The organism is Actinacidiphila sp. bgisy144 (assembly GCF_057708105.1).
Window position 1 is genome coordinate 307323 of sequence record NZ_JBYIRM010000001.1, and the last position, 21470, is coordinate 328792.

Here is a 21470-nt window from a genome sequence, read left to right on the forward strand (position 1 = left end):
CGCCGACCGACCGCCGGCCACAGGCCGCGCAGCGGCGGCGGGTACGGCGCGACCGACGCGCAGTCAGCCGGCCGGAGGCCCGCCGGGCGCCCCGGGCCCCGCTGGCGACTGCGGTCCGTAGGTCGGGCAGCGGCGGCGGGTAGGCGGCGGGGCCGTCGCGCGGTCAGTCGCTGGGCGATTCCGGGGGTGGCGGGGGTGCGGCGGTGGGGGGTAGGTCGGGCAGTGGGGGCGGGAACATCGGCAGGGGGGCCGGGGCGAGCCCGGGGAGCGGCGGGGGGAAGGCGGCCGGAGCGGTCGGCTCGGCGGAAGCCGGTTTCGGCAGGGGCACGGGCGGGGGTGGCGCGACGGCGGGGTCGTCGTTCGTCGCCGTGGTGCTGCCCGACCTGCGCAGCCGCGCCCAGGCCGTCTGGGGCATCCGCGGCCGGGGCACCCGCAGCTTGGGCAGGCGCAGCCCGCCGACCAACGACCGCCACGGGTGCGGCGGGTGGGCGACGTGGTAGCGCAGCAGCAGCGCACCCGGCAGCGCGATCACCAGCGTCCATCCGGCTGCCGCGGCCCCCGCCAGCCACCAGCGCGGCCCGAAGTCCGCGAGCCGGTGCGGCCCGAGCGGACCGCCCGACCAGGCGGCGAGCACCGCGAACCCGGCGCCCAGCGCCAGCGCGGCCCCGAAGGTGACGCGGACCGTACTCCACACCGGCCAGGCGTCGTTGCCGACGAACCAGGCCACTCCGAGTGCGGCCAGCACGGGCAGCGCGAGGGTGCTCCAGCCGGCCCAGGACGTACCGGTGTGCGGCAGCGCGGCCAGCAGCGGGAAACCGGGCAGCAGGACGTAGCCGGAGGCGCCCGCCGGGGCGACCGCGCTGCCCGCGCCGACCGCGAAGCCGGTGCCGAGCGCGTAGGAGGCGGCCCAGACCGCGAGGTTGGGCACCAGGCCGACGGCGACGAGCAGCACCGAGACCCGCCCCACCAGCGAGGCGCTGAGCTGCTGGTAGGTCTGCCCGACCGCACCCATGTGGCAGATCAGCGCGGCCGCGCCGATGAGGGCGCCGCCGCCCACCAGCAGCGCGACCGCGCCGGCCGCGGCCCGCACCGCCGCGCCGGCCTCCTCGGCGTGGCCGCGGTGCAGCCGGTACGTGCCGCGCCCGGCGCGGAAGCGGTCGAGCGGCAGCAGTTCGGGCCCGGGCCGCCCGCAGCCGGACCACGCCCCGCAGCTCGCGGCGGCGCCGGCGAAGAGCAGGACGTAGGGCGTGGTCAGTGGGGCGACGTGCACGGAGCCGCCGGTGGCGTAGACGGCCGCGACCGCGGCGAGGGTGAGGTAGCCGGCGAGCACCCACCCGGTCACCGCGGCGGCGGCCCGCACCCGGGCCCGGCCGGTCAGGCGGTCCGCGGGGTCGGAGGCGCCGGCGGACCGGTCGGCGTGGTCGGGGTGACCGGCGTCGGCGGCATCGTCGGCGTCCTTGCCGTCGACGGCGGCGGCCACCGCCGAGGCCGTACCGCGGAAGAGCAGCCACGCGGGCAGCGCGCTGAGCAGCAGCGGCGCCACGGCGACGGGTGACGGGTCGCCGGAGAGCGTGGCGGTGCGCACCAGGCCCGCGCCCTGCGCGAGCAGCCAGAGGTCGGCGCTCACATGCAGCGCGCCGCCGAGGCTGGTGTCGGGGAACGGCGAGCCGATCCACAGCAGCAGCACGACGGCGGCGATCCCGCCGAGCCCTAGCCCGGCGGCGGACGCGCCCGCGGCCAGCGCGGACACCCGCAGTGCGGCCCACCGCGGGGGCAGGGCGGATACGGAAGCGGAAGCGGTCAGCGGCTCGCTCGTCTGCGTCACGGCCACCCATGGTGGCAGGAACACCCGTTTCGCCCGGGGAGAAGGCGAAAAGTCGACGTGTCGGCGAGAATGAGTGCTATGTGTCATTTTTTCGGACTGTCATGTCAGCGGACGAACGCCAGCATTACGGTAGGTACCGCTCGCCGAGAGGCGGTCCGATGACGTCACGGCGCAAGGCCCGCAAGCAGGCGGCGGCCCAGAAGCGGAACGGCGTCCAGGGCACCACCGCGGTCGGCGGCGGCGATTCGGCTGCGGGGCGCGGCGGTTCGGCGGCGGGGCGCGGCGGTTCGGCCGCGGGCCGTGGCGGGGCGGCGGCCGGCCGCGGCTCGGCCCGGCGGACGCACCGGAAGGGAGCGGCGGGCGGCAGCGACCGCCCCGCCCGCCCGGCGAACGGCCCCACCCGCCCGCGCGCCGGCGCCGAAACGGCCGCGCGCCCGCCCCTGGAGGCGCTGGTCCTGGTGGCGGCCACGGCGCCGACCGCCATCGGCGCGCCGACCGCGACCGCCGCCCCCGCACCCGAGGCAGCGCCCGCGCCCGTCACCTTGGCCCCAGCCACCCTCGGGCTCGGCACCGGCGGACCCGACATCGTCGCCCCCGCCCCCGTACCTGACGCACCGTCGGAACCGCACCCCGCCGAGCCGGCCGCGTACCCGCTCGGCGGCACCGAGCCCGACGACGGCCTGCCCGACCTCTTCTCCCTCGCGCCCCACCCGCCGGCCCCGGCCGCCCCCTGCGACCTCGGGCTTTCCGGTGACGCCTCGCCCGCGGACGCGTTCGACGCCCTCTATCGGCACGCGGCGGGCGCCCTGACGCGCCAGGCGGAACTGCTCACCGGCGACCCGGACCAGGCGCGGAAGTCGGTGGCGTACGCGTACGGACTGGCCTGGCAGCGATGGCCGGAGGTCGCGCGGGACAGCGACCCGGTGGGCTGGCTGCGCGCGGCCGTGTACGAGCACGCGCTCGCGCCCTGGCAGCGGTGGGTGCCGGAGTGGGCGGGCGGGCACCGGCCGCAGCCGTGTACCCCCGACGACGCGCTGGCCGCGGCCCTGCTCGCGCTTCCGCCGCGGCAGCGCACGGCGGTGCTGCTCCACGACGGCCTCGGGCTCGCACTGCCGACGGCGGCAGCGGAGGCGGAGGCGAGCGAGACGGCGGCCGCGGCGCGGATCGTCGCGGCGCGCGCGGCGCTGACGGAGGCGGTGCCGGACCTCGCCGAGGAGGTGCTGCCGGAGCGGCTGGGGGCGCTGCTCGACGAGCGCCCCCGAACTGAGACCGCGTCAGATGATCGCACCGGCGCGGATGGCGCCCCCGGGGTCGCCTCCCCCGAACCGCCGGAGCCGGCCGGGCGGCCGGACGGTGTGCGGGCCGCGAGCGAGCGCGCGACCCGGCACCGTACCGTCGGCGCGTACGCGCTGACCGCGGTGATCGCCGCCGTCACCACGGTCGCGGTGATCGTCACCCCGGACCACCAGGCGCCGCGCCCGGCCGGGCGGTCGGGGCCGACGGCGACCGCGACCGCGCCCGCCCCGAGCACCGATCTGACAACCACCGCGCCCGGGGCCGTACAGCACAGCGGCGTGGCCCGCTCCCTTCCGGGGAGCGGACCCGCGCCGCCACCGGCCGCTGAGCCGGGTCGTGCGGTCGGGCGGGGTCAGCCCGCCAGGATCGCCCGGGCCAGCCGCGCGGTCTCGGACGGCGTCTTGCCGACCTTGACGCCCGCGGCCTCCAGGGCCTCCTTCTTCGCCTGCGCGGTGCCGGAGGAGCCGGAGACGATGGCGCCGGCGTGGCCCATGGTCTTGCCCTCGGGCGCGGTGAAGCCCGCGACGTAGCCGACGACCGGCTTGGTCACGTTCTTCTCGATGAAGGCCGCGGCCCGCTCCTCGGCGTCGCCGCCGATCTCGCCGATCATGACGATCAGGTCGGTGTCGGGGTCGGCCTCGAACGCGGCGAGCGCGTCGATGTGCGTGGTGCCGATGATCGGGTCGCCGCCGATGCCGACCGCGGACGAGAAGCCGATGTCGCGCAGCTCGTACATCATCTGGTAGGTCAGCGTGCCCGACTTGGAGACCAGGCCGATCCGGCCCGGCTTGGTGATGTCGCCGGGGATGATGCCCGCGTTCGACTGGCCGGGGGTGATCAGGCCGGGGCAGTTCGGGCCGATGATCCGGGTCTTGTTGCCCTTGGCCTGGGCGAGCGCCCAGAACGAGGCGGTGTCGTGGACGGCCACGCCCTCGGTGATCACGACCGCGAGCGGGATCTCGGCCTCGATCGCCTCGACGACCGCGCTCTTGGTGAACTTCTCCGGTACGAAGATCACGGTGACGTCCGCGCCGGTGGCCTCCATGGCCTCCTTGACGGAGCCGAAGACCGGGACGTCACCCTGCTCGAAGGTGACGGTGGTGCCGGCCTTGCGCGGGTTGACGCCGCCGACGATGTTGGTGCCGTCGCCCAGCATCAGGGTGGTGTGCTTCATGCCGGTCGCGCCGGTCATGCCCTGGACGATGACCTTGCTGTCCTTGGTCAGGAAGATAGCCATGGTGTCTTGAGTCCTCTTCCCTTACTTCGCAGCCAGCTCGGCGGCCTTGGCGGCCGCACCGTCCATCGTGTCGACGCGCTGCACCAGCGGGTGGTCGGCGTCCGAGAGGATCTTGCGACCCAGCTCCGCGTTGTTGCCGTCCAGGCGGACCACCAGCGGCTTGGTGACCTCCTCGCCCTTGGAGGCGAGCAGTTCCAGGGCCTGCACGATGCCGTTGGCGACCTCGTCGCAGGCGGTGATGCCACCGAAGACGTTGACGAAGACGGACTTGACGTCCGGGTCGCCGAGGATGATCTCCAGGCCGTTCGCCATCACCTCCGCGGAGGCGCCGCCGCCGATGTCGAGGAAGTTGGCGGGCTTCACACCGCCGAACTCCTCGCCGGCGTACGCGACGACGTCCAGGGTGGACATGACCAGGCCCGCGCCGTTGCCGATGATGCCGACCTGGCCGTCGAGCTTGACGTAGTTCAGGCCCTTGGCCTTGGCGGCGGCCTCCAGCGGGTTGGCGGCGGCCTTGTCCTCCAGCGCCTCGTGCTCGGGCTGCCGGAAGGCGGCGTTCTCGTCGAGCGAGACCTTGCCGTCGAGCGCGACGATCCTGCCCTCGCCGGTCTTCACCAGCGGGTTGACCTCGACCAGCAGGGCGTCTTCCTTGACGAAGACGGTCCACAGCTGCTGGAGCACGTCCGCGACCTGGTCGGCGATGTCGGCGGGGAACTTCGCGGCGGCCACGATCTCGGCGGCCTTCTCCGGGGTCACGCCCTCCAGCGCGTCCACCGCGACCTTCGCCAGCGCGTCGGGGTTCTCCTCGGCGACGACCTCGATCTCGACACCGCCCTCGACGGACGCCATGGCGAGGAAGGTGCGGTTGGTGCGGTCGAGCAGGAAGGAGACGTAGTACTCCTCCTTGATGTCCGCGGTCTGGGCGAGCATGACCTTGTGGACCGTGTGGCCCTTGATGTCCATGCCGAGGATCGCTTCGGCCTTCGCCACCGCGTCGGCCGGGTCGGCGGCGAGCTTCACACCGCCGGCCTTGCCGCGGCCGCCGACCTTGACTTGTGCCTTGACGACCGCCCGGCCGCCCAGCCGCTCCGCCACCTCGCGCGCCGCCTCAGGCGTGTCGATGACTTCACCGGCCAGCACCGGTACACCGTGCTTGGCGAAGAGGTCCCTCGCCTGGTACTCGAACAGGTCCACGCGCGTCCGTCTCCCTTTTGGTCTTCTGGATTCCTCGGGCATCGCCCGGAATTCAGCGTCTCGCAGGCGGCTGCCGCCAAAAGTGCAGCGCCGCCTGATCGGCTGGGCGTGCCGCAACGGGCAGGGCGACTGTGCGCAGTCACAAGGGAAGCGCACACGGTGACCGAGTACGCGGCATGTCCGTCTTGCAGGTTATCGCCGCGGGCCGTGGCGTCCTAAATCGTGCCTCACATGGACGCGGTGAGAACGGTCACAACTTTCCGCGGACCGGGTGGGCCCGGGCGGCCCGGGACGAGCGGGCCGAACGGTCGGGCGGGGCGTGCCCGGAGCTGACCGTTCCGGGCATGTCCGGGCCTCTCCGGGCACGGTCCGGGCACGGGCGCGTACGGACGCGTACGGGCGCGCACCGACGGGCGCCGGCGGGCCGCCGGTCAGGGCTCGGGTATGGGCAGCGGGCGCTTCTCTATCGCGGCGGCCATGATCTCCGGGAACAGGTCGGGGGTACAGGCGAACGCAGGTGCGCCCAGGGCGGCGAGCGCCGCGGCGTGCTCGCGGTCGTAGGCCGGCGCGCCCTCGTCGGACAGCGCGAGCAGCGCCACGAACTGCACACCGGACGCCTTCATCGCGGCCACCCGGCGCAGCATCTCGTCGCGGATGCCGCCCTCGTACAGGTCGCTGATCAGCACCACGACGGTTTCGGCCGGACGGGTGATCAACGACTGGCAGTACGCCAGGGCGCGGTTGATGTCGGTGCCGCCGCCGAGCTGGGTGCCGAAGAGCACGTCCACGGGGTCGTCGAGCGCGTCGGTGAGGTCGACGACGGCGGTGTCGAAGACCACCAGCCGGGTGGCGATGGAGCGCATCGACGCCAGGACGGCGCCGAACACGGAGGCGAACACCACGGACGCGGCCATCGAGCCGGACTGGTCGATGCACAGCACGACGTCCTTCTTCACCGCCTGGTCCGCGCGGCCGTGGCCGACCAGCCGTTCGGGCACCACGGTGCCGTGTTCGGGCAGGTAGTGCCGGAGGTTGGCGCGGATGGTGCGGTCCCAGTCGATGTCGCGGTGGCGCGGCCGGTACGTCTTCGCCGAGCGGTCCAGCGCGCCGGTCAGGGTGGCCCGGGTCCGGCTCGCGAGCCGCTTCTCCAGGTCGGCGACCACCTTGCGGACCACCGCGCGGGCGGTCTCCTTGGTGGTCTCCGGCATCGCCCGGTTCAGGGAGAGCAGGGTGCCGACCAGGTGGACGTCCGCCTCGACGGCCTCCAGCATCTCCGGCTCCAGCAGCAGCGCCGACAGGCCGAGCCGGTCGATCGCGTCGCGCTGCATCACCGAGACCACGGAACTCGGGAAGTACGTGCGGATGTCGCCCAGCCAGCGGGCCACCCGGGGCGCCGAACCGCCGAGCCCGGCGGAGCGCTCGGCTCCCCCGCTCTCGCCCTGGCCGGGTCGGCCGCTCCCGTAGAGCGCGCCGAGGGTGCGGTCCATCGCGGCGTCGCGGCCGCTGAGCTCGCAGCCGGTGCCCTCGGCCGGGCCGCCGCCGAGGACGAGCCGCCAGCGGCGCAGCCGCTCCTCGGCGTCGGCGGTGCCGGCGGGGGCCGCGGTGGCGGGCGCGGCGACGGGCGCGGTGGCGGGCGCGGTCGTGTCGGTCATGCGGGTGCTCCCTGTCGGGTGGCCGGCTGCGTCGGCGTCTGCGCGTCGCCTGTTCCGTCCGGTGCTTCGAGTTCATCGGGTTCATCGGGTTCATCGAGTTCGGCCGGGCCGGTGGTGCCGCCGCGGCCGAGCAGCAGCCGTACGGTCCTGGCCGCCCTGTTCGCGCGGGCCCGGTCCAGCTCCGCGCCGAAGCCGGGCAGGCCCGCCTCCCCGGTGGAGCCCGCCGCCCGCGGCCGGTGCGCGGCAGCCGGTCCGCGCCGCACCAGTTCGCCCACCGAGCGGCGCACGCCCGGTTCGAACTCCGCGAACGTCCGCCGCAGCAGCGGCAGCACGTCCGTGAACGCCTCCTGCGGTACCCCGGCGAGCCAGCCGTCCACCAGCCCGAGCAGCCGTTCGTCGTGCAGCAGGAGCATGCCGCCGCCGGCGAGGAACCCCTCGACCCAGCCGGCCGCCTCGGCCGGTGCGGTGCCCGGCGACAGCGCCAGCCCCATCAGCCGCGCCGCCTCCCCTTCCTCCAGCCGGCCCTCGTCGAGCAGCAGCCGCGCCGCGGCGCCCCGCAGCAGCCCCGGCACCGACTCGTCCCGTTCGGCGAGGGTCCGGAGCATCCCGGCCCAGCGCTCCCGCAGTCCGGCGACGTCGGGGGCCGCGTCGGCGGGCACGGTGTCCGGCTCGGCGTCGGGGGACTCGGCGCCGGGGGACTCGGCGTTGGGGGACTCGGTGTCGGGCGCGGGGAGGAGGGCGACAGCGCGGTGCGCCTCGTCCAGGTGGGCGCGCAGCGCGGTGGCGGCGTCGCGGTCGAGGTTGGCGCAGGCCGGCGGGAAGCCGATGCGGACGCGTTCGGCGAGGCCGGCCGCGACGCGGGTGAGGGCGGCGGAGTCGGTGCCGCGGACGTCTCCGTACCGGACCGCGCGGACGAGGGCGGGCAGGGCCGCGGCGAGGTGGGCGACATCGGCGTCGAGGGCCGCGCGGTCGGCGAGTACGCGCATGACCGTGGGCAGGGCGCCGGACAGCCCCGCCAGCAGGCACCGCTCGGCGGTGGAGGTGACATCGGCGAGGGTCGCCCCGGCGACCGCTGCTTCCTGGGCGCGGGTGCCCGCCGCGGCCTCGACGGTGGTCCCCCAGATCCCCGCCTCGGCGACGCGGATCGCCAACTCCGGCTCCCAGCGCAGCTTCCAGCTCTCCCGGAAGGTGCCCTTGCCGCCGCGCGCGCCGCCCGGCTCACCCCAGTCGATGCCGAGCAGGCGCAGCCGGTGCAGCAGGCGGCTGCGGCCGGCGTCGGTCTCCTTGCGCAGGTCGAGGTCGAGTTCGCGTTCCAGCGCCTCGGGCTTGAGCCGCAGCCGGCGCTGCTCGCGGGCGAGGTCGCGGGCGAGCGGCACCGCGGGCGCGTCCGGCGGGACCTCGCCGAGCGCGTCGCCGACCACGAGGCGGTCGTGGATGAGGGCGAGCGGCACCTCGGAGCCGTCGCACATCACCGCGCGCACCGCGTCGACCGTCTCACCGAGGCCGGCCAGCGGGCGGCCGCGCATCGCGGCGAGCGTGTCGGCCAGCCGCACCGACTCGATGACGTGGGCGGAGGAGACCGGCAGGTCCTCCTCGCGCAGCAGGCCGGCGATCCTGGTCATCCACCGGGTGACGGGCCGGTCGGGCGCGGTGAACAGGTGCTGGTACCAGCCGGGGGAGTCGATACCCGCGCCATAACCGCCGGCCCGGGCGAGCCTGCGGTGGGTCCACGGCACCCAGGTGGTCTCGACCTTCGCCTTCGGCAGGCCCTTGAGCAGTTGCCGGTCGGCAGCGGCGGTGGCCGGCCCGGCGAGCGCGGGGACGTGCCAGGCGCCGCACACCACGGCGGTGCGCGCGTAGGTCCGGCGGGCCTCGCGCAGCCGCAGCCGCATGTGCGCCTCGCGCAACGGGTCGCGGTCGTCCCCGCCGTCCCCGTACGTGGCGCGGATCGCGGCCATCGCCTCGGCGACCGCGGCGAACGGCGCCAGCGGGTCGGCGCCGTCCGCGCTGTCCCGGTGCTCCACCGCGTCCTCCCACCAGCGCTCCGGGTCGTCGTACCCGGCGGTCTCGGCGAGCACGGCGAGCGGGTCGACCCGTACGGCGGCGGACGGCACGGCGGCGGGTGGCTCGGCTGTGGGCGGCACGGCGGCGGACGGCGTGTCCGTGCCGGTGTCCGTGCTGCCGTCCGGAGCTGCGCCCTGGCCCGGGCCGGGATCGTCGCCGGGGCCCGGGTCCTTGGGCGGCTCGGGGGCGCGCATCGCGAGGGTGTGCGCGGCCGGCAGGTCGATGAACCGCACGGCCGCGCCCGCCTCGGCCGCCCACCGCATCGCCACCCACTCGGGGGAGAACTCGGCGAACGGCCAGAACGCGGCGCGCGCCGGGTCGTCGGTCACATGGGCCAGCAGCGCGACCGGCGGCCGCATCGCCGGGTCGGCGGCCAGCGCGGTCAACGCGTCGGCCTCCGGGGGCCCTTCGATCAGCACGGCCTCCGGGCGGTAGGCGTCCAGCGCGGCCCGCACCGCGCGGGCCGAACCGGGGCCGTGGTGCCGTACCCCGAGCAGCAGCACGTCGTCGGCGGTGCGGGCGGACCGGCCGCGGCGGGGCGCCGGCCCTGCCGCGGGCGAGGGATCGGGCGAGGCGCCGGGCGGCTTCGCGTCCGTCCCGATCGCCGCGCCGGCCGGGGCCGTCACGCCGACACCTCGCGGCAGGCCCGGTAGAAGTCCTTCCAGCCGTCCCGCCCGCGGACGACCGTCTCCAGGTATTCCTGCCACACCTGGCGGTCCGCGGCCGGGTCGCGGACCACCGCCCCGAGGATGCCGGCGGCGACGTCGCCCGCGCGCAGCACCCCGTCGCCGAAGTGGGCGGCGAGCGCGAGCCCGCCGGTGACCACGGAGATCGCCTCGGCCGTGGAGAGCGTGCCGGAGGGCGACTTGACCTTGGTGCGGCCGTCCTCGGTGACGCCGCCGCGCAGCTCGCGGAAGACGGTGACCACGCGGCGGATCTCGTCGGCGCCGCGCGGGGCGGCGGGCAGGTCCAGGCCCCGGCCGAGCTGCTCGACGCGGCGGGAGACGATGTCCACCTCCTCCTCCGCGGTGGCCGGCAGCGGCAGCACCACGGTGTTGAACCTGCGGCGCAGCGCGCTGGAGAGCTCATTGACCCCGCGGTCGCGGTCGTTGGCGGTCGCGATCATGTTGAAGCCGCGCACGGCCTGGGTCTCGGTGCCCAACTCCGGTATGGGCAGCGTCTTCTCGGAGAGGATCGTGATGAGGGTGTCCTGCACGTCGGCCGGGATGCGGGTCAGCTCCTCGATCCGGGCGATGCGGCCCTCGGCCATGGCGCGCATCACCGGGCTGTGCACGAGGGCGGCGGGCGTGGGGCCGTGGGTGAGCAGCTGTGCGTAGTTCCACCCGTAGCGGATCGCCTCCTCGGGGGTGCCCGCGGTGCCCTGGACCAGCAGGGTGGAGTCGCCGCTGATCGCGGCGGCGAGGTGTTCGGAGACCCAGGTCTTGGCGGTGCCGGGCACGCCGAGCAGGAGCAGCGCGCGGTCGGTGGCGAGGGTGGTGACGGCGACCTCGACGACGCGGCGCGGGCCGACGTACTTCGGGGTGATCACGGTGCCGTCGGGGAGGGTGCCGCCGAGCAGGTAGGTGGCGACGGCCCACGGGGACAGCTTCCACCGGGCCGGGCGGATGCGGTCGTCGGCGGCGGCGAGCGCGGCCAGCTCGTCGGCGAACGAGTCCTCCGCGTGCGGCCGCAGGGCCTGCTCGGTGCCGGGCGCGGCGCCGCCGGTGGTGCTGCTGGTGGTGCTGCTGGTTTCGGACAAGAGCGACACGGTTCTCCCCCACTCGCTTGCACGGCGGCCTGCCCGCCGCGTGCTCGTTCGGTGTGTTTCCCACTGTGCACCCGACCTCTGACAATCGGTCACCCAGCGCTATTTCCGCAGGTCATGGCGATTGTCAGAGGGGGGATCTACGGTCTGTGACATGGAGACGGAAACGCGGTGGACGGTGGATCAGGTGCTCGCGCTGGCGCCTGACGCCGCATCACGGAAGGCCGGCGCGAAGCTCGCGTCGCCCGCGCCGTGGTCCGGCACGGGGGCGGCGGGCACAGCGGTGTGGGGCCTGTGCAGGGGCAGCGGCAGCAAGCCGTACCAGACGGCGGTGGACACCCGCGGTCCGGCGTACCGCTGCACCTGCCCGAGCCGGAAGTTCCCGTGCAAGCACGCGCTGGCGCTGCTGATCCTGTGGGCCGGCGGTGCGGAGGGGCCGATAGCCGCGGCCGGCGCGGCGGGCACCGAGCCTGAGTGGGTGGAGCAGTGGGTGTCCGCGCGGCGCAAGAAGGAGGAGGCCGCGGCGGCGGCTGCCGGCGCGGCCCGTGCCGCCGGACCAGCGGACCCGGAGGCGGCCCGCCGGCGCGCCGACCGGCGGGCGGTGCGGGTCGAGGGCGGCGCCGCGGAGCTGGAGCAGCGGCTCGCCGACCTGCTGCGCGGCGGGCTCGCGGGGGCGGACCGCGCCGGGCACCGTGCGTTCGAGGAGACAGCGGCCCGCATGGTGGACGCCCAGGCGCCCGGACTGGCCTCTCGGGTGCGGGAGTTGGGCACCATACCGGCGTCGGGCGGCGACTGGCCGTCGCGGATGCTGGAGGAGACCGCGCTGCTGCACCTGCTCGCGCGCGGGTTCCTCGGCCGCGAGGGGCTGCCGGGGCCGCTGGTGGATACCCTGCGGGCGCGGGTCGGGTTCACCGTCGACAGCGCGGAGCTGCTCGCCGGTCCGACCGTGCCCGGCCGGTGGCTGGTCCTCGCGCAGTACGACACGACCGACGACCTGACGACCCGCCGGATCTGGCTGCGGGACGCTGCCTCGGGGCGGTTCGCCCTGGTGCTGTCCTTCGGCGCGGCCGGCCGCTCACCCCAACTCGCCTTCCCGGTCGGCGTCGTGCTGGAGGCGGAGCTCGCCTACCACCCGTCGGCGGTGCCGCTGCGCGCCGCCCTCGGCCCGCACCGCACCACCACCGCTCCCCCGGCGGCCGTCCCGGCCGGCACCGCGATCGGCCCGGCGCTCGACGCGTACGGCGCCGCGCTCGCCGACGACCCCTGGATGGACGCCTGGCCGGTCCTGCTCTCCGGCGTCGTGCCCATACCCGGGCCCGACCGCTGGCAGCTCGCCGACGCGGCGGGCACCGACGCCGTACCGCTGGCCGGCCCCGCGCCCTGGCGCCTGGCGGCGCTGTCCGGCGGCCACCCGCTCACCGTCTTCGCCGAGCTGACGCCCGCCGGGGCGAAGCCGCTCACGGCGTGGTCGGCCGACACGCCTGCGCCGACCCCCGTGCTGCCCTGACCACCCGCACACGTCCGGACCGGACCAGCCGGCCCGACCGGACCCGGCCGCACCGGCCGACCGACGAGACACGACCGACCCGACCAGACCAGGCCAGACCGACCAGATCCGACCGACCAGACCCGACCGGCCGCGGCGCCGCCCCTTCGAAACGCGGGCGGGCACCCGGCAGATCGGCAGCAGAGGAAGCGGAAAGAAGGGGGACCCGATGGGTGGGACGTGGGAGGACCTGGTGGGCAGCGCACTGCTCGGCACCGAGCGGCGGCGGCCCGCGGGCGTGGTGGGGGACGCGCAGGAGGCGGCCGTCGGCCTGCTGGACGCCGCCGCGGTGGGCGTGGTGCGGCGCCGGGCCGGGCTGCGGCCGGGCACCGCGGGGCCGCGGCCGAAGGCCGTGGCGGCCGACCCGCGCCCGCGCCTGCCCGACGCCGCCCGGCGCCGGCTGGAGTCGATGCTGACCGGCGGCGGCCGCAGCCGGCAGAACGCGGCGCCCAATCTGCTGGAGCTGCTGCCGCAGTGGCTCGCCACGGCCCGCACCCGCGGCTACGCGGCGCCGCCCGCCCTGCTGCCCGCGCTGCTGGACATCGCCCGGGCGCGTACGGACCTGCGGGCGGACGCCCTGGCCTTCGCCGGGCCGCGCGCGCTGTGGCTGGCCGAGCTGAACCCCGAGTGGAGGTTCGCGCTGCGGGCCGGCGGCGGCGCGGTGGGTGCCGGCACCGCCGTCGCCGACTCCGCCGCCCGCGCACAGCTGTGGGAGGAGGGCCTGTTCGCCGAGCGGGTGGCCCTGCTCACCCGGCTGCGCCAGGCGGACCCGGCCGGGGCGCTGGCGCTGCTCGCCGCCACCTGGCGGGGTGAACGCGCCGAGGACCGGCTGATGTTCATGGACGCGCTGCGGACCGGGCTGTCCGCGGCCGACGAACCGTTCCTGGAAGCGGCGTTGACCGACCGCAGCCGCAACGTACGGGCCACGGCCGCCGAGTTGCTCTCCGCGCTGCCCGCCTCCGCGCTGGCCGGGCGGATGGCGGAGCGCTCCCGCAGTTGCGTGTCGCTCGCCCCCGAGGGCATCACCGTCGAGGCGCCGTACGCGTGCGACGCGGCCATGGAGCGGGACGGGGTGACCGCGAAGCCGCCCAACGGCAGGGGCGAACGCGCCTGGTGGCTCGGCCAGTTGGTGGAGGCCGCACCGCTGGCGACCTGGCCCGAGCGGTTCGGCGGGCGCACCCCCGAGCAGATCGTCGCCCTCCCGGTGCTCGACGACTGGCAGCCCGACCTGCACGCGGCGTGGTGCCGGGCGACGGTCCGCCAGCGCGACACCGCCTGGGCGCGGGCCCTGCTCGGCGCCCCCTCCGCCCGGGGCGGCCCGGTCGCGGCGATCGGCGATCCCGCGAAGCTGCTCGCGATCCTCCCGGCGGACGAACGGGCCGCCTGGGTGGCGCGGTTCGTCGCCGCGCACGGCCTGTCCGAGGCGTTCCAGATGCTCGGGGTGTGCGCGGTGCCGTGGAGCGCCCCGCTCGGCCGCGCGGTCGTCGACGCGCTCGACATCGCCCGCGACGGCGGCAGCTACCCGTGGAGCTTCAGCGGCGTGATGGGCCTGGCCGAGCGCTGCCTCGACCCCGGCTGCGCCGAACAGGTCGCCCTGCTCAGCGCCGCCGCGGAGGAGTCCCCCAACGGCTCCCCCGGCGCCGGCGCCTACTGGTCCGAAGCCTTCCAGCGCCTCACCGCCACCCTCCGCCTGCGCGCCCTGATGGCCGAGGAACTCCTCTCACTCCAGTAACCGATTTTCCGTCGACCGGCGAAAAAACCGCACGCGAGCGATTCCGGTTCGATGCCCGAAGAAACAGTCCACCATTCCGCTTTTTCTCAATTCGGAGCAGCGGAATGGTTCCATCCGGACGGCCTGCGCGCGGAATCCGACCCTCCGGGCCATCGGATTGGCGAAAATCCGGCCAGCGTCGCCCGAAAGAACGCTTGACAGGAGCGGAAGCCCCCTCCCGACGCCCAGCCCGCACCTCCTGACGAAATCGCTATTTGCTTGCGCAGAAAACGGGGCACGGATAATGTCATTCCGAATCTGATCGGCACATGGGCGGCAGGAGCCACAGAACTCCGGCAACCCATGGGACGAACTATGCCAGGGGGGAATAGATGATTCGTCGCCTTGCGCTCGCAGCGGCTCTGACCGCAGGGGTGATGGCTCTCACCGTCACCGAGGCGTCCGCGGCACAATCCTCAGCGGCCACGCGCAGCACCACCGGAGCACGGGCCACGTGTTCGTTCTACACGTGGAAGGTGCTCATCCACGATGATCATGCACAGATAAATTGCTCGCTCTCCGACACTTCCGGAGACAGCCACTCGGTGTACGTCGACTGGTGGCAGGACGGGTTCGGCCATGTGCACCTGCGGAACAGCAAGGGCAACGGTAGTACCATATCGGTGGTCGATGCTCGACAGAACGGAGACGGGTCGTTCGAAGACCTCTACTTCCGCGTCTGCCGAGATGTCCAGCTCGAACCGGACAACTGCTCGTCGACATACCACTGGAACATCCCCTGATAGCACTCCGGACCCGGCGGACATATGCTCGCCGGGTCCGGAGTTTCGGGGGCTCGGTCAGCGGGTGCCCGGCGTGACCGCCCGCGATGAACGTCCTTGGAGCCGCCCGTGTTGCGTGCAGACTCGCTGTATGTCGCCTACGGCGACGACCGTGCGCTGTCCGGTGCCTCACTGAACGTGCGGGACGGCGAGATGGTCGCCGTGGTGGGGAGCAGCGGTTCCGGGAAGTCCACACTGCTGCACTGCCTCGCGGGTATCGTCCGGCCCGACAAGGGCACGGTCGACCTGGACGGTTTCCGGATCGACCGGGCCGACGACGACCAGCTCAGCGCACTGCGCCAGACGAAGTTCGGGTTCGTCTTCCAGTTCGGTGAACTGGTCGCGGAGTTGAGCCTGTTGGAGAATGTCTCCTTGCCGTTGCGCTTCGCGGGCGTGGGACGCAGAGCAGCCGAACGCCGGGCCGCGGCGATGCTGGAGTCCCTTGGCATCGCCGCGCTGGGCGGCCGCCGCCCCGGGCAGGTGTCCGGCGGGCAGATGCAACGTGCGGCGGTGGCCCGAGCGCTCGTGCACCGACCCAGCGTGGTGTTCGCCGACGAACCCACCGGCGCACTGGACAGCCACAGCAGCCGAACCGTACTGACCGCTCTGCGGGAGCTGTCACGCGGCCAGGGCAGCGCGGTCCTCCTGGTCACCCACGACATGCGGGTGGCCGAGTCGGCCGACCGCGTCGTGCACGTAGCGGACGGCCAGGTCACCGCCGAGGAGACGAGCACCCGTTGAACGGTCTCGGCCTCGGCGTACGGCACGCAGTGCGAGGTGACAAGGAGACGTGGCTGCGCACCGGCCTCGCCGCTTTCGGCGTGGCAGTGGCCATGTTCGCCCTGCTGTGCACAGGCGCCGCGGCGCACATCGCCGTCACCCGGATCGACCGCACCGCGGCCATGGCGCCGACACGCGAAGGCACGGCGGCCGAGCCATACGTATGGACCCGTCAGGACACCGACCTTTGGCAGGGATCGCGAATCCGCCGTGTGCTGGTGGATCGCACCACCCCAGGGGGCGGACGCGTGATACCTCCGCCGGGCATGGGCCGGCTGCCTTCACCTTCCGACTGCGTCGTGTCGCCCGCCCTCGCGCGGCTGATGGAAACGCCGGGCGCCGACCAACTGCGCCGCCGCTACTGCGGCGGGCATCACACACTGATCGGTGACGCCGGACTGGGCAGTCCGGACGAACTGACCGCCTGGGTCGGCTACAGCCCGCTCCAGGGACGTGAAGGTGCGGTGCGCGCCTTCGGGTTCGGTGACGACGCGGTCGGCGGGAGGGTCGCGGACTCCCGGGTGCAGACGGTCTACACCACCACGGCTGCGGTGACCGCCCTGGTCTGCGTCCCGCTCGCCATCCTGGTGAGCGCCTGTGTGCGGGTCTCCTCGGAACGGCGGCACCGACGGATCGCCGCGCTGCGCCTCAGTGGTGCGACCCGCAGACAGGCCGGTGCCGTACTCACCGGCGAGGTGCTGTTCGTGTGCGCCCTGGGCGTCGCGGCCGGGTGGCTGTTCTTCCTCCCGGCCCGACTCCTGCCCGTTCCATGGCTGAGCTTCTTCCCGCACGACGCGCGGCCGGGAGCGTTCGGCATCGCTGCGACCCTGCTGCTGCCATTGGTCGGCGTGGGCATCGCGCGACGCGGCGCGGCCCGGGCGGTGGCGGCCCCGTACGCGGTCCGGCGCGCCGCCGAACCGCGGCCCTTGCGATGGCGTGCCGCACTGCCGCTGGTCGGCGGGCTGCTCATCCTTGTCGGGTTGACGCTCCATCACCAGGGCGGTTCCGGTGGCGACCAGACACTGCCGCTCGCGCTGCTCTATCTCAGCATGGTGTTGAGCCTGCTCGGAGTGCCACTGGCGCTGCCCCTCGCGGTACGGGGGGTGGCATCGACGCGGGGCCGCCGCACCCGCCGGTTGTCGCTCCAACTGGCGGGCCGCCGACTTGAGCGCGGCTTCGGCGACACCGCGCGGGCCTCCGCGGCTCTCGTGGTGGGGATGGTGGCTCTGTCCACCGCCGGGCTGCTGCTGTCGACGTACGACCACGCGGCCACCGATTTCCTGGTCCGGACGCTGCGCACTCCGGCGGGGAAGGCCGTGACGGTGGAGCAGCCGTCTGCGGCAGTGGCACGGCTGCCCTTCGGTTCGCTGCCCGGCGTGCGCGGTGCGGTGCCGCTACGTACCTACCAGGAACCGGCCGCCGGACCGGGTGAGGTCCCGTCACCTGTCTCCGTACTGGTGGCCGACTGTGCCCAGTTGAAAGTGATCTGGCCGGACGCACTGCGGCACTGCCCGAGCGGTCCGTTCCGGCTGGCCGCACCGGACCGCCCGTCGCTCGCGGCCGCCGGGCAGCGCGTCACCATGCTCTACGCGGCCGATCCCGCCGCGGCCGGGCCGCGGGTGACGCTGACAGTTCCCGCGCGGACCCTGGTGCTTCCCGACGTGGACGGTGCGGCGGCCTTCACCGCCGACGTGGTGGTTCCGCCCGGCAGTCCCGCCCTCGCCGGGCTGCCCCTGCCGCGCCCTGCCGCGACGATCGTCCTCACCGACGGCGGGTCGGCCACGGAGGCAGCCGTACGATCGCGGGTGCTGGCCGCCGACCCCGCCGCGTCGCTGGACAGCACGGCGGCCCAACTCGCCGCATCGAAAGCGGGCTTGGCGCCGTACCGCATCATCACGCTGGCGGTGGCCGCGGTGATCGGGGTGCTGTTGCTGGTCACTCTCGTGGTCACCGGGTGTGATGCAGCGGTGGGGCGACGCCGGGCAACGGCGGCGTTGGTGGTGACGGGCGCGGACACCGCCGTGCTGAGGCGCGCGCAGCTGTGGTATCTGAACCTGCCGATGGCTCTCGGGTGCGGGCTGGCGGTCGGGGTGGACCTCCTGCTGAACGCGGCCTTCGACCGGATCACCACGGGCCACGTCGGGGCGCACCCGGCCGCGCTGCTGGTGCTGGGGGGCGTCGCGGTCGCGGGCATGCTCGCCGCGGCGCCCTCGGCGCTGCTGATGACCGGGCGGCGGCCGGACCCGGGGCTGCTGCGGGCGGAGTGACCCTGCACGTCAGGCGGGTTGGCCGATGTTGGCGCGGACCCAGTCGACGACCTCGCCCGTGGAGGTGCCGGGGGTGAAGATCGCGGCCACGCCGAGTTCGGTGAGCGGCGGGATGTCGGCGTCGGGGATGATGCCGCCGCCGAAGACCTTGATGTCGGCCGCGTCGCGCTCGCGCAGCAGCTCGACCACCCTGGCGAAGAGCGTCATGTGGGCGCCGGAGAGGATAGAGAGCCCGATCGCGTCGGCGTCCTCCTGGATCGCGGTGTCCACCACCTGCTCGGGCGTCTGGTGCAGCCCGGTGTAGATGACCTCCATGCCCGCGTCGCGCAGGGCACGCGCGATCACCTTGGCGCCGCGGTCATGACCGTCGAGCCCGGGCTTGGCGACCACCACGCGGATCTGTCCGGACACTCCCATTCGCTGCCTCCCTCACCATGGGACGCGGGCCGTACCGCGTAAACGAACGTTAGCGCCCGCGCGCCGCGCCCGACAGTTTTACGGGAGGCGGCGAGGGGGAAATCACACAGTGGGACACATTCACGACAAGGGCCGGGGCTGCCCGCGGTGGCCGGCGAGGGACACGCCGGGAGCCGGGGGGACGCCCGGCTCGTCCTTCGAGAGCCGCAGCCAGGGTGTCGTGCCGCCGCGTGTCGAGCCGCAGGGCGCGGCGGCACGGCGCCCGCTCCGGCTCCCGCTGAGGGCACCCGGTTCGACGACGACCCGGGCGCCGCGACGGGAGGTGGGCCATGGCCGCCCAGTCCTCGGAAAGCGAGCCGGACCCGGGGCCGACACCCCGCGACGCCCCGGACGACGGCCGGCGGGACCGTATCCCCGGTCACGCGCTGTGGGGACGGCACGGCGCCGAGCTGGCCAAGGTCGCCGCCATCGACCTCGCCCTGTTCGCCGGGCACCTGCTGCTCTATCCCACCGGGATGCTCCCCGAGCGCGCCGCGCAGGGCGCCCCGCCCGCGGAGCGCGAGGGGCACGGGCAGCCCCCGGTCCTGCTGCTGCACGGCTTCGTGGACAACCGCTCGGCCTTCGCCCTGCTGCGCCGCTCGCTGCTGCGGCACGGCTGGACCCGGGTCCAGGCGCTCAACTACTCCCCGCTGACCGGCGACATCCGTACCGCGGCCGCGATGCTCGGCCCGCACATCGAGCGGGTCTGCGCGGAGTCCGGGCACGAGCGGGTGGACATCGTGGGCCACAGCCTGGGCGGCCTGGTCGCCCGCTACTACATCCAGCGGCTGGGCGGCGACGCCCGGGTGCGGACCCTGGTCACCATGGGCACCCCGCACGCCGGCACCCGCGCGGTGCCCGCCCTGGCGCCCCACCCGCTGGCCCGCCAGATGCGGCCCGGCTCGCCCGTGCTGGCCGAGCTGGCGGCCCCCGCGCCGGGCTGCCGGACCCGGTTCGCGGCGTTCTGGAGCGACCTCGACGAGTTCATGATCCCCGTCGAGTCGGCGCGCCTCGAACACCCGGACCTGTCCGTGGACAACATCCAGGTCCGCGGGATCGGCCATCTGGCCCTGCCGGTGCACGGCTCGGTGGCCGCGGAGGTCAGGCGGGCCCTGTCCGGACCGGGCCCGCTGCCCGCCGCCATCGACGCCGCATAACGGACACATAACGGTCGAATACCAACCGAACACCGGGCAAGGCGGGCGCCAGGTCGGGCCGGAAGATTGTCCGCGGCCGGTGCGGAGGGCTACAGTCGCCGCTAATTCTCCTGCTGCCTAGGCGAAAGAGAAGCTGGCGGTGAACCCACGTCCTCCGTCGGAGTACGACTCCGGCCACGACGCCCACGCGTACGACGCCTACTCCTCGGGTTCCTACCCGACTGTCGGCACCACATACGCGGATGACACGACCGGCAGCTACAGCTACGCCCCCATCCCGCAGCAGGCCGCGCCGTACGACCAGCAGTACGCCTACGGCTACGACCCGGACGCGGCGCAGCAGGCCCCCTCCGGCGGCTACGACCCGTACGCGTACGGCTACAACGGCCACAGCGGCTACGACCCGAACGGGTACGACACTGGGACCTACGCCGTCGGCGGCTACGACACCGGCGCCCACCCGGTCTACGACCCGTACGCCGCCCCGGCCACCGGCGCCGCCTACTACGACACGGGCAGCTACGACACCACCGCCTGGCAGACCGCCCAGCAGCCGGCCTACCCGCAGCAGCAGGAGTGGGACTCCGGGGCCTACCCGGTCCACGACGGCTACGGCTACGACAGCGGCGGCGACACCGGGATCTACGAGCAGGTGACCGCGCCCTTCGCGGCCCCCGAGGCCCCCGAGGCGTACGAGGCGCCCGTCGGCCCCACCGCCGGCGGCTACGGCACCGGCTTCGACGCGCCGGCCGCCGCGCCCGGTTCGGCCGCCGCCACCGCGGCCGTGGGCGCGACCACCACCATGACGGCTACCCGCGGCACCCCGACGGTCAGCAGCGCTGCCCCGGCCCCCGACGACACCGAACTGCTCGGCGCGGACCTCGCGTTCGACCTGCCCGCCGACGAGGCGCCGGTACGGCACGACTTCACCGCCGACGAGGTGCCCACCGCCCGCAGCCGCCGCCGCAAGCCGGCCCGCCGCTCGGCGCTGCTGACCGTCGGGGTGCCGTCGGTGGCCGTGATGGGCGTCGCGGCGGTCGGCGCGGCGGCGTACGGCGGGGTCGGCGTGGGCCACGACGCGTCGAAGACGACCGCCGACGCGGCCACCGGCAAGGCGCCGACCACCCAGCTGGACCGGCAGTTGAGCGGGGTGAGCCGGGACGCCGACGACTTCGCCACCCGCGCCAGCCGCTCCCAGGAGCGGGTGGACCTCGCGGACCGGCAGGCGGCGGCGAAGAAGGCCGCGGAGGAGGCGGCCGCCCGCAAGGAGGCGCTGCGGCCGAAGTACGTGCTGCCGGTCAAGCAGAAGGGCCTGAGCGCCTACTTCGGGCAGTCCGGCGAGCACTGGATGGCGCTGCACACCGGCATCGACTTCCCGGTGCAGGTCGGCACGCCGGTGATGGCCGTGACCGACGGCACCGTGCGCACCCAGTGGAACAGCTCCTACGGCAACATGGCGATCGTCACCGCGCCGGACGGCACCGAGACCTGGTACTGCCACCTGAGCAGCACGAAGATCCGGTCCGGCAAGGTCAAGGCCGGGACGGTGATCGCCTACTCGGGCAACACCGGCAACACCACCGGGCCGCACCTCCACCTGGAGGTCCGGCCGGGCGGCGGGTCCCCGATCGACCCGCTGCCCTGGCTGCTCTCCCACGGCCTCGACCCGCGGTAGCCG

The 21470-nt window shown here is 74.8% G+C and carries 14 protein-coding genes and 1 pseudogene; 8 read left to right on the top strand and 7 right to left on the bottom strand.

Annotated elements, in window-relative coordinates; all coding sequences use genetic code 11:
• Nucleotides 1–163: 163 nt before the first annotated feature.
• Nucleotides 164–1825, bottom strand: coding sequence for a cell division protein PerM (locus AC3EVP_RS01460; RefSeq protein WP_435124993.1), 1662 nt, complete (start codon nucleotides 1823–1825; stop codon nucleotides 164–166).
• Between the two features lie 158 nt (nucleotides 1826–1983).
• Here AC3EVP_RS01460 and AC3EVP_RS01465 point away from each other — a divergent pair.
• Nucleotides 1984–3000, top strand: a pseudogene (locus tag AC3EVP_RS01465) (SigE family RNA polymerase sigma factor); the annotation flags it as partial.
• A gap of 473 nt (nucleotides 3001–3473) precedes the next feature.
• On the opposite strand, the gene sucD reads toward AC3EVP_RS01465, so the two are convergent.
• The 5 genes from sucD to AC3EVP_RS01490 all read right to left on the bottom strand — a co-directional run bounded on the left by sucD (nucleotide 3474) and on the right by AC3EVP_RS01490 (nucleotide 11027).
• Entirely contained in the window at nucleotides 3474–4358 is an 885-nt protein-coding gene (sucD, locus tag AC3EVP_RS01470; RefSeq protein ID WP_335978139.1) for a succinate--CoA ligase subunit alpha, read from the bottom strand.
• A 21-nt stretch (nucleotides 4359–4379) separates the two neighbouring features.
• The gene (gene sucC / locus AC3EVP_RS01475; RefSeq protein ID WP_335978141.1) at nucleotides 4380–5552 is read right to left on the bottom strand and encodes an ADP-forming succinate--CoA ligase subunit beta; all 1173 of its coding nucleotides are present in this window, start codon (nucleotides 5550–5552) and stop codon (nucleotides 4380–4382) included.
• A 431-nt stretch (nucleotides 5553–5983) separates the two neighbouring features.
• On the bottom strand, nucleotides 5984–7204 hold the full coding sequence (locus AC3EVP_RS01480) for a VWA domain-containing protein (protein WP_435124997.1): 1221 nt from the start codon (nucleotides 7202–7204) through the stop codon (nucleotides 5984–5986).
• A complete protein-coding gene (locus AC3EVP_RS01485) occupies nucleotides 7201–9768 on the bottom strand; it encodes a DUF5682 family protein (protein WP_435125581.1) in 2568 nt (855 codons plus the stop codon). The genes AC3EVP_RS01480 and AC3EVP_RS01485 overlap by 4 nt, the downstream gene beginning before the upstream one ends.
• A 122-nt stretch (nucleotides 9769–9890) precedes the next feature.
• Nucleotides 9891–11027 carry an ATP-binding protein gene (locus AC3EVP_RS01490; RefSeq protein ID WP_435125000.1) on the bottom strand — a complete coding sequence of 379 codons (1137 nt, stop codon included), beginning with the start codon at nucleotides 11025–11027 and terminating at the stop codon, nucleotides 9891–9893.
• A 160-nt stretch (nucleotides 11028–11187) separates the two neighbouring features.
• Between AC3EVP_RS01490 and AC3EVP_RS01495 the strand changes: the two genes are divergently transcribed.
• The 5 genes from AC3EVP_RS01495 (at nucleotide 11188) to AC3EVP_RS01515 (ending at nucleotide 18179) form a co-directional block, all read left to right on the top strand.
• A complete protein-coding gene (locus AC3EVP_RS01495) occupies nucleotides 11188–12540 on the top strand; it encodes an SWIM zinc finger family protein (RefSeq protein ID WP_435125003.1) in 1353 nt (450 codons plus the stop codon).
• Between the two features lie 208 nt (nucleotides 12541–12748).
• Nucleotides 12749–14311 carry a DUF5691 domain-containing protein gene (locus AC3EVP_RS01500; RefSeq protein ID WP_435125005.1) on the top strand — a complete coding sequence of 521 codons (1563 nt, stop codon included), beginning with the start codon at nucleotides 12749–12751 and terminating at the stop codon, nucleotides 14309–14311.
• 416 nt (nucleotides 14312–14727) lie between these two features.
• Nucleotides 14728–15093 carry a hypothetical protein gene (locus tag AC3EVP_RS01505; RefSeq protein WP_435125008.1) on the top strand — a complete coding sequence of 122 codons (366 nt, stop codon included), beginning with the start codon at nucleotides 14728–14730 and terminating at the stop codon, nucleotides 15091–15093.
• Between the two features lie 108 nt (nucleotides 15094–15201).
• Entirely contained in the window at nucleotides 15202–15873 is a 672-nt protein-coding gene (locus AC3EVP_RS01510) for an ABC transporter ATP-binding protein (protein ID WP_435125011.1), read from the top strand.
• A 338-nt stretch (nucleotides 15874–16211) separates the two neighbouring features.
• On the top strand, nucleotides 16212–18179 hold the full coding sequence (locus AC3EVP_RS01515) for an FtsX-like permease family protein (protein ID WP_435125014.1): 1968 nt from the start codon (nucleotides 16212–16214) through the stop codon (nucleotides 18177–18179).
• A gap of 9 nt (nucleotides 18180–18188) precedes the next feature.
• Here AC3EVP_RS01515 and icmB read toward each other — a convergent pair whose 3' ends face one another.
• Nucleotides 18189–18596, bottom strand: a complete 408-nt coding sequence (icmB, locus tag AC3EVP_RS01520) for a coenzyme B12-dependent isobutyryl CoA mutase small subunit (protein WP_435125017.1) — start codon at nucleotides 18594–18596, stop codon at nucleotides 18189–18191.
• A gap of 329 nt (nucleotides 18597–18925) precedes the next feature.
• On the opposite strand from icmB, the gene AC3EVP_RS01525 reads away from it, so the two are divergent.
• Both AC3EVP_RS01525 and AC3EVP_RS01530 read left to right on the top strand, forming a co-directional pair.
• The gene (locus tag AC3EVP_RS01525) at nucleotides 18926–19792 is read left to right on the top strand and encodes an esterase/lipase family protein (protein ID WP_435125020.1); all 867 of its coding nucleotides are present in this window, start codon (nucleotides 18926–18928) and stop codon (nucleotides 19790–19792) included.
• Nucleotides 19793–19931: 139 nt separating this feature from the next.
• Complete coding sequence (locus AC3EVP_RS01530; RefSeq protein WP_435125023.1) at nucleotides 19932–21467, top strand: M23 family metallopeptidase; 1536 nt, start codon at nucleotides 19932–19934, stop codon at nucleotides 21465–21467.
• Nucleotides 21468–21470 lie beyond the last annotated feature (3 nt).